Below are 8,585 nucleotides of genomic sequence, written 5' to 3'. Positions count from 1 at the left end.
AGTACTCTATCCAGCTGAGCTACGCGCGCACTGGGTTTCTTTAATTAGGAATTTATTCCCAGAAACCATTCCTTTTAGCTATAAAAGGAATTATGCAATCGCCAAATCTTACCTTTCGATAATCTTTAGAAAAAACAAAGAATGGCGGTGAAGGAGGGATTCGAACCCTCGATACGGGATAAACCATATACTCCCTTAGCAGGGGAGCGCCTTCAGCCTCTCGGCCACCTCACCACACAAATTGGTATAAGTAACACGTTAATAATCACAATTAACCTATTGCTTAAATAATGGTGCGCGCGGGAGGATTCGAACCTCCGACCGCCTGGTTCGTAGCCAAGTACTCTATCCAGCTGAGCTACGCGCGCACTGGGTGTTTCTTGCTAAAGAAAACACCATATTGATATCAACATCGTTGCCATCAATAAAGAATGGCGGTGAAGGAGGGATTCGAACCCTCGATACGGGATAAACCGTATACTCCCTTAGCAGGGGAGCGCCTTCAGCCTCTCGGCCACCTCACCACACAATTCGGTGCAAGTAACAAGTAACATTAGCTGCTAAAGGCTAACAATACTCATTGCTTAAATAATGGTGCGCGCGGGAGGATTCGAACCTCCGACCGCCTGGTTCGTAGCCAAGTACTCTATCCAGCTGAGCTACGCGCGCACTGTGCTTTATTACCGTTTCATTATCCCAAATTAAGATAATTAAATCAACAAGAAAGCGTCACAATATCCATTAAAAAATAATGGCGGTGAAGGAGGGATTCGAACCCTCGATACGGGATAAACCATATACTCCCTTAGCAGGGGAGCGCCTTCAGCCTCTCGGCCACCTCACCGTGTTGTGGAGGCACATATTACTGTTAGCCAAAAATAAGTCAAACACTTTATTGCAAAAAACCAATACTCGCCGCACGAATGAACACTTAGTAAGCAATGCGATAATTAATACAACGTGGGCATGGAAATATTCACTTTATCAGACTAATAATCCATTCAAAGACAAACCTAAAAAATAGCATCTTTGGAATAGATTTAATGACAACTTATAGGATGTTACTTTTCTACAGGCACAAAAAAGGCCAGGATAATTATCCTAGCCCTCTTCGAATTAGTAGTTACCAGTACTCGGAGTACCAGCTTCTTTTTCTGCTTGAATTCGCATGTATATTTCTTCACGGTGAACAGATATTTCTTTAGGTGCGTTAACACCAATACGTACCTGATTTCCTTTAACACCAAGAACAGTGACAGTTACTTCGTCACCGATCATTAGAGTTTCACCTACACGACGTGTTAAAATTAGCATTCGAGTGCTCCTTGAGTAATCTCTGTCTTATAAGAATTTAACGTTTTATCCAATAAAATTCACAATTTCGTAAATAGCCGTGGCTCAAGAAACAGCAAGATGCGATAGATTACCTAAACACTGGCCATCGACCACAAATTTTTCATGGATTAAATCAACAGCAACAAGATGATCATCTTCATTAATCAATAAAGATAAACACTTATTATCGCCCTGATATGTATGCACTGTAATGCCAGCCTCATGCAGAACCATTTGGATAGACTCCAAATGTTGCTGAATATCCTTTCCAATCAAGGAAAGTATAGAGACCATACCAATATGGCGCATTTTGTTATTAAACACTAGCCTTAAACGAGCTAAATCATCATTAGAAATAACGATTTGTGACATCTCATCACTAGAATTAGTTGATAAATTCCAAGCTGTCAAACCATAGAGGTCCAACTGTTCATTAAGAACAGCCGTTGGTAGCATAATATTAACTAAAACTTGCTGCCTTTGAAGCGCAACGCCAATGATGTTCTGATTATTCATTACATCAAAATTCACTAACGTTCCCTGCCCTTCTTCAAATGAAGAAAGAACACGTAATGGAACGCGATGCTGGCACGCATACTCTACAGACTGTAATTGTAGCACTTTTGCCCCTAGGCGCGCCATGCAAGTCATGTAATCAAAGTGAATAACATCTAAACGAGCCGCACTTGGTACAATTCTTGGATCAGTAGAATACACTCCGTCAACATCTGTAAAAATCTGACATTCATCTGCATTAAGAGCACTAGCAATAGCAACCGCAGTGGTATCTGACCCGCCACGTCCCAAGGTTGTGATATTGCCATCAATATCACGCCCTTGAAAACCAGCCACGACAACAATGCTGCCTTGGCTAAGTAATGTGGTCATATTATGGGTTTCAACCTCATTGATTGTGGCATTATTAAAATTGCTATCGGTATGAATAACAACTTGATCTGCCGTCAAAGAGGTTGCGCTATGGCCTCGCTTATTCAACGCCATAGCCAATAAGGCAATTGACACTTGCTCACCAGCTGCGAGTAAAACATCTAACTCGCGAGGGGTGGGTATCGCATCAATTTGCTTAGCTAGGCCCAATAACCGATTAGTCTCACCGGCCATTGCAGACAATACAACAACAACTTGGTGGCCACACTGGCGAGCTTTTATTACTCGCTCAGCAACAGCTTCTATCCGTTCAATACTACCAACTGACGTACCACCAAATTTCTGCACTAATAGTGCCACATTACCTCTCCAGTGATTACAGTTTGTCAGCTAGCCATGGTGCAACAGTCTCTAATGCCGCAGGCAATGCTGCTGCGTCAGTACCGCCAGCTTGTGCCATATCAGGACGACCGCCGCCCTTACCACCAACTTGCAATGCCACCAAATTAACTAACTCACCCGCTTTTACTTTGCCAATTAAATCTTTAGTTACACCAGCAATTAAACCGACTTTACCTTCGCTAACATTACCTAATAACACCACACCGCTACCTAGCTGATTTTTTAACTCATCAACCATGCCACGTAATGCTTTGTTATCAGCACCATCAAGCTTCGCAATTAATACTTTAACGCCGTTAATTTCTTGCACTTGATTAATAAGACCCGCACCTTCTTGTGCCGCTAGCTTATCTTTCAATTGTTGAATTTCTTTTTCTAGTTGTTTGCTGTGGGTCACTAACGCATCCACTTTGCTAACAACAGAAGCCACGTCAGATTTCACTAAACGAGCAGTTTTCGCTAGCATCATATCTTCAGTGTGCATTGCCGCAATCGCGCCAGCACCAGTAACCGCTTCAATACGGCGAATACCCGCAGCGATACCACTTTCAGATAGGATCTTAAACAGACCGATATCACCTGTACGTGTTGCGTGAACACCACCACAAAGCTCAGTTGAGAAGTCACCCATGCTCAATACACGTACTTCATCATCGTACTTCTCACCAAACAATGCCATTGCACCATTTGCTTTCGCCGTGTCGATATCCATGATGTTAGTATCAATACTATGGTTAGCACGAATTTGTTCGTTAACCATATTCTCAACAGCACGTAACTGTTCAGGTTTAACTGCTTCTAGGTTTGAGAAGTCAAAACGAAGACTATCCGCTTTTACTAATGAACCTTTCTGGCCAACGTGATCACCTAAAATAGTACGCAGTGCAGCGTGCATTAAGTGAGTTGCAGAGTGGTTTGAACTAATCGCTTGACGACGCTCTGAATCAACAGCAGCAGTCAATTGTTGACCAACCGTTAATGAGCCTTCAACTAATTGACCTTTATGGCCAGATGCCGCGCCAAACTTCTGTGTATCTGCAACGTTAAACACCACGCCTTCAGCCGTTAGTAGGCCACTGTCACCACATTGACCGCCTGATTCTGCATAAAATGGTGTATTTGATAATACAACCAATGCATCTTCGCCAGCATTAATGGTGTCAACAGCATTACCATCGCGGTATAACGCAACAATCACACCTTCGCCATCCGTCGCGCTGTAACCACAGAACGTTGTTTCAGCATCAACTTTGATTACGTCATTGTAATCAACACCAAAGTTACCCGCGTCACGCGCACGTTGACGTTGAGCTGCCATTGCTGTTTCAAAACCATCTTCATCGATTGAGAAACCACGCTCACGAGCAACGTCGTTAGTTAAGTCAGCAGGGAAACCGTAAGTATCATAAAGTTTAAATACTGTTTCACCATCAAGTACATTACCGTCGATATTGTCTAATGCTTCATTAAGAATCGTTAGACCACGATCAAGCGTACGACTGAAGTTATCTTCTTCAATCTTTAACACTTTTTCTACTAGCTCTTGCTGGGCTTTTAGATCTTCACCCGCAGAACCCATGATCTCAGCTAATGGACCAACAAGTTTGTAGAAGAATACGCCTTGTGCGCCTAGCTTGTTACCGTGACGTACTGCACGACGAATAATACGACGTAATACATAACCACGGCCTTCATTTGAAGGCATAACACCGTCAGCAATCAAGTAAGCACAAGAACGGATATGGTCAGCAACAACACGTAATGATTGGTTAGAAAGATCGTCATAACCAATAACAGCAGCGGCTTCTTTAATTAAGGTTTTGAAAATATCGATTTCGTAGTTTGAGTGTACGCCTTGCATAATTGCAGCAATACGCTCAATACCCATGCCGGTATCAACAGAAGGCTTAGGTAGCGGTTCCATTGTGCCGTCAGCTTGACGGTTGAACTGCATAAATACGTTATTCCAGATCTCAATAAAGCGATCGCCATCTTCTTCTGGTGTACCTGGACGGCCACCCCAGATGTGATCACCGTGATCATAGAAAATCTCAGAACATGGACCACAAGGACCAGTATCACCCATTTGCCAGAAGTTATCTGAAGCAAATGGTGCACCTTTATTATCACCAATACGAACAATGCGATCAGCTGGAATACCAATTTCTTTATTCCAGATTTCAAACGCTTCATCATCACTTTCATAGATAGTAACAACTAAACGATCTTCAGCAAGTTTAAGCTCTTTTGTCAGAAACTCCCATGCATAACCAATAGCATCATGCTTGAAGTAATCGCCAAAACTGAAGTTACCTAACATTTCAAAGAAAGTATGGTGACGAGCAGTAAAGCCAACATTTTCAAGGTCGTTATGTTTACCACCCGCACGAACACAACGCTGAGCGCTTGTTGCACGTGTATAGTTACGCTTCTCAAGACCTAGGAATGTATCTTTAAACTGGTTCATACCTGCGTTAGTGAATAACAACGTTGGGTCATTCGCAGGTACAAGAGATGAGCTGTCCACGATCTGGTGGCCTTTGCTCTCGAAAAATGCAAGATACGCGCGGCGAATCTCATCAGTGCTCATGTACATAGGCAAATCCTGAATTAATGCTTGGAATAGAAGGACAGAAAAACACCTCATGGCGATTTTCTTCGATAACTGTTCACCCCTTAAACCATAAGGAACAATGAACAATCACCATCTAATAATAAAGCTAAGATAAATTTTTTGGGGGCTATTGTAAAACAACGGTAGCTATTACGGGAAATGATATGTGGCAAAATGTATCAAATAATCCCCCGGCGCACGCCGTACAGTAATATTATTTCTTAATTTCTTTTTCTGATAGCCCTTGTACTGAATGCAATAGCGACGCCACAATCGAATCACTATCGATACTTTCGCCATTTAATAATCGAGCCAGAATATCACTCGCAAACTGTTGCGGTGAAATTACAATGTCAGGATTAACACTTTTACTTTATTAATATTTTTACTTTCGTTCACTAATGCCACAGTACGTGCGGAACTGGCTAATTCAATTGCAGATAATACAATAAACGCGTTATCGGCATCATCATCACTCAGCGCAAGTACCGCTTTAGCATTCATAACGCCAGCTTGGGTTAAAATAGCACCATCACTATAATCACCAATCACCACATCAAGCCCTTCTAATTGATCTTTAGCTGCTTGTTGTATTCGCGGTGAAACAATAACTGTAATGGGCTGCTTACGCTCCGTTAATTGCTTAATGGTATTAATGGCAAGGCTTGATAAGCCACAAATTATAAAATGATTTGTACGATCCATTTTTTTACTATTCCCTTTAACAAGTCGCTCAAAACCACTATGAACAACAGGACCTAACACTGACGTTGCCGATGTGGCAAAGACGGTAATACCAGACACTATAACCGAAATAGTAAATAATCGCGCAGGTTCAGAAATAGGAACAATATCACCATAGCCAACAGTAGACATGGTTTCTATCGCATAATAAAACGCGGTCAATAAACTGGTGATCTTCGGGTTAAAACCATCACCAAAATACAGCGCACCATAGGTGGAGGTTAACAATAAAGTAATCACACTAATTAACGCAAAGATACTACCGGCGGCAACACTGCTTTTAGAAAAGTATTTGCGCACCATAAATAATAAAATTAGTGACGCAATACCATAGTGAATATTATGCGTTTGTTGCGGATGAATATGGGCGGTATAAAAAATATTGATCAACATTAATGTAAAACTGATCATCCATGAAATTCGTGCTCTAAAAAAGAGTCCTACCGAACTCATGACGATAAACACACCTAACATAAAATAAGGTGCATTAGTCAAAAAACTGGCATTTATTTGATCATAATCGCGAACATTAAACAACGTCCATAAGTTAATAGGTAAGCCATAAATCGTATGAAAAATAAGACCACTATTACCTAAAACAAACAAAGCCACAAAAATATGGCGAAGAGTGTAAAGCCACTTGGTAAATCGTCGAATAGTTTGTCCCATCCAACGTATCAACGATACGTGTTTTTTCATTGCAAATATGCCTACCTAATAAATTCAATAACGAATAAATATAAAGTTAAAACTATAATCTGACATATTAAAGCAGAAAATACGGTAAATTTGTCAATTAAATTAGCCCTTCTCAATATAATTAGCACTTAAAATAAAGCCATAAAAAAACCCAGCACGAAGGCTGGGTTAATTATAGATGTACAATATAAAGGAGATTGATTCTACTTTAATTAAAAAGCTTCACCATTTTCAGCATCTTTTTTTGCGGCATCTTTTGTGTCAGTTTCAGCAACAACAGGTGCTAACAGTAAATCACGCAGTTTCTTTTCAATCTCAGCAGCAATCGCAGGATTTTCAACTAAGTATTTACAAGAGTTTGCTTTACCTTGACCAATTTTATTGCCTTGGTAGCTATACCAAGCACCCGCTTTTTCAACTAATTTATTTTTTACACCAAGGTCAACCAATTCACCATTACGGTTAAAACCTTGGCCATATAGAATTTGGGTTTCAGCTTGCTTAAACGGTGCAGCAATTTTGTTCTTAACGACTTTAATACGAGTTTCGTTACCAACAACCTCATCACCATCTTTGATTGCGCCAGTACGACGAATATCAAGACGAACAGAAGCATAGAACTTCAGTGCATTACCACCAGTTGTGGTTTCTGGATTACCAAACATCACACCAATCTTCATACGAATCTGGTTAATGAAGATACACATACAGTTAGACTGTTTAAGGTTACCCGTTAATTTACGCATTGCTTGCGATAACATACGTGCTTGCAGACCCATATGAGAGTCACCCATTTCGCCTTCGATTTCAGCTTTTGGTGTTAGGGCTGCAACGGAGTCAATAACAATTACATCAACGGCACCTGAACGTGCGAGTGCATCAACAATTTCTAGAGCCTGCTCACCAGTATCAGGTTGAGACACTAATAATTCATTAATATCAACGCCTAGCTTTCCTGCATAAACGGGATCAAGAGCGTGCTCAGCATCAATAAAAGCACAGGTTTTACCATTTTTCTGAGCTGATGCGATAACTTCAAGTGTCAGTGTTGTTTTACCTGATGATTCTGGACCGTAGATTTCTACGATACGTCCCATTGGTAAACCACCAGCACCTAGCGCGATATCAAGGGACAATGAACCCGTCGAAATAGTTTCGATATCCATTGTTTTATTATCGCCCAATTTCATAATTGAACCTTTACCGAACTGCTTCTCAATCTGGCCTAACGCTGCGGCAAGAGCCTTCTGCTTGTTGTCGTCCATTTGACTCTCCAACGGATGCTAAAATAAAGTTACTGATCTGGATATGAGACTTAGTATACTGTCTATTCATACAGTGTCTAGTTCTGGTTTAATTTTTTTTGTTAAATGCGATCTTTATAAAAGAGATCACTCTTCTATTACCTTGTTTACTCGAGTAATCAAACCCGATAACGCTTCCGCTATTGCTTGTTGTCTAACCTGTTGGCGTGAACCACTGAATAAACGACATTGTGTCTGCTGCCATCCGGTTGCATCAGCCCAAGCAAACCATACTGTACCTACAGGTTTATCTTCACTACCACCATCAGGACCAGCAATACCACTGATTGCCACACTAATATCTGCACGTGAAGCCGCTAAAGCACCGCAAGCCATTTCAAAAACAACCGCCTCACTCACCGCACCAAATTCTGTCAGAGCTTGTTCACTTACACTGAGCATTTGCTTCTTAGCTTCATTGCTATAAGTAATAAAGGCACGGTTAAACCATGCCGAGCTTCCTGGAATATCGGTAATAGCAAATGAAACCCCGCCACCAGTACAAGACTCAGCCGTCGTTGCGACCCACTGCTTAGTATTTAATGCTTCACCAAGTTCATAAGCCAATTGTTCAATATTTACCATTAATGCCTCCAAGC

Annotated in this window: 6 protein-coding genes and 5 tRNA genes; all 11 read right to left on the bottom strand. The window is 41.2% G+C overall.

What is annotated here, in order from left to right; genetic code table 11:
- Window positions 1–142 precede the first annotated feature (142 nt).
- Window positions 143–234: transfer RNA gene (locus tag GLP24_RS15595), tRNA-Ser, on the bottom strand.
- Between the two features lie 57 nt (window positions 235–291).
- Window positions 292–368 (bottom strand) — tRNA-Arg (locus GLP24_RS15590).
- A gap of 64 nt (window positions 369–432) precedes the next feature.
- A tRNA-Ser gene (locus GLP24_RS15585) sits at window positions 433–524 on the bottom strand.
- Window positions 525–592: 68 nt separating this feature from the next.
- Window positions 593–669 (bottom strand) — tRNA-Arg (locus GLP24_RS15580).
- Between the two features lie 83 nt (window positions 670–752).
- Window positions 753–844: transfer RNA gene (locus tag GLP24_RS15575), tRNA-Ser, on the bottom strand.
- Window positions 845–1,116: 272 nt separating this feature from the next.
- Window positions 1,117–1,314, bottom strand: a complete 198-nt coding sequence (gene csrA / locus GLP24_RS15570) for a carbon storage regulator CsrA (protein ID WP_101769952.1) — start codon at window positions 1,312–1,314, stop codon at window positions 1,117–1,119.
- 84 nt (window positions 1,315–1,398) lie between these two features.
- Complete coding sequence (locus tag GLP24_RS15565) at window positions 1,399–2,583, bottom strand: aspartate kinase (RefSeq protein ID WP_101769953.1); 1,185 nt, start codon at window positions 2,581–2,583, stop codon at window positions 1,399–1,401.
- Window positions 2,584–2,599: 16 nt separating this feature from the next.
- Window positions 2,600–5,221, bottom strand: coding sequence for an alanine--tRNA ligase (alaS, locus tag GLP24_RS15560; RefSeq protein ID WP_101769954.1), 2,622 nt, complete (start codon window positions 5,219–5,221; stop codon window positions 2,600–2,602).
- Between the two features lie 363 nt (window positions 5,222–5,584).
- Complete coding sequence (locus tag GLP24_RS15555) at window positions 5,585–6,682, bottom strand: NAD-binding protein (RefSeq protein WP_232616224.1); 1,098 nt, start codon at window positions 6,680–6,682, stop codon at window positions 5,585–5,587.
- A gap of 212 nt (window positions 6,683–6,894) precedes the next feature.
- Window positions 6,895–7,947: a recombinase RecA gene (recA, locus tag GLP24_RS15550; protein ID WP_232598762.1), complete on the bottom strand. Its 1,053-nt coding sequence runs from the start codon at window positions 7,945–7,947 to the stop codon at window positions 6,895–6,897.
- A gap of 126 nt (window positions 7,948–8,073) precedes the next feature.
- On the bottom strand, window positions 8,074–8,571 hold the full coding sequence (pncC, locus tag GLP24_RS15545) for a nicotinamide-nucleotide amidase (RefSeq protein WP_152654111.1): 498 nt from the start codon (window positions 8,569–8,571) through the stop codon (window positions 8,074–8,076).
- Window positions 8,572–8,585 lie beyond the last annotated feature (14 nt).

The sequence above is a fragment of the Photobacterium carnosum genome (genome assembly GCF_021236965.1).
Classification (GTDB): domain Bacteria; phylum Pseudomonadota; class Gammaproteobacteria; order Enterobacterales; family Vibrionaceae; genus Photobacterium; species Photobacterium carnosum.
The sequence above is the reverse complement of the archived record's forward strand: the minus strand, read 5'-3'. Positions and strand labels throughout refer to the sequence as shown.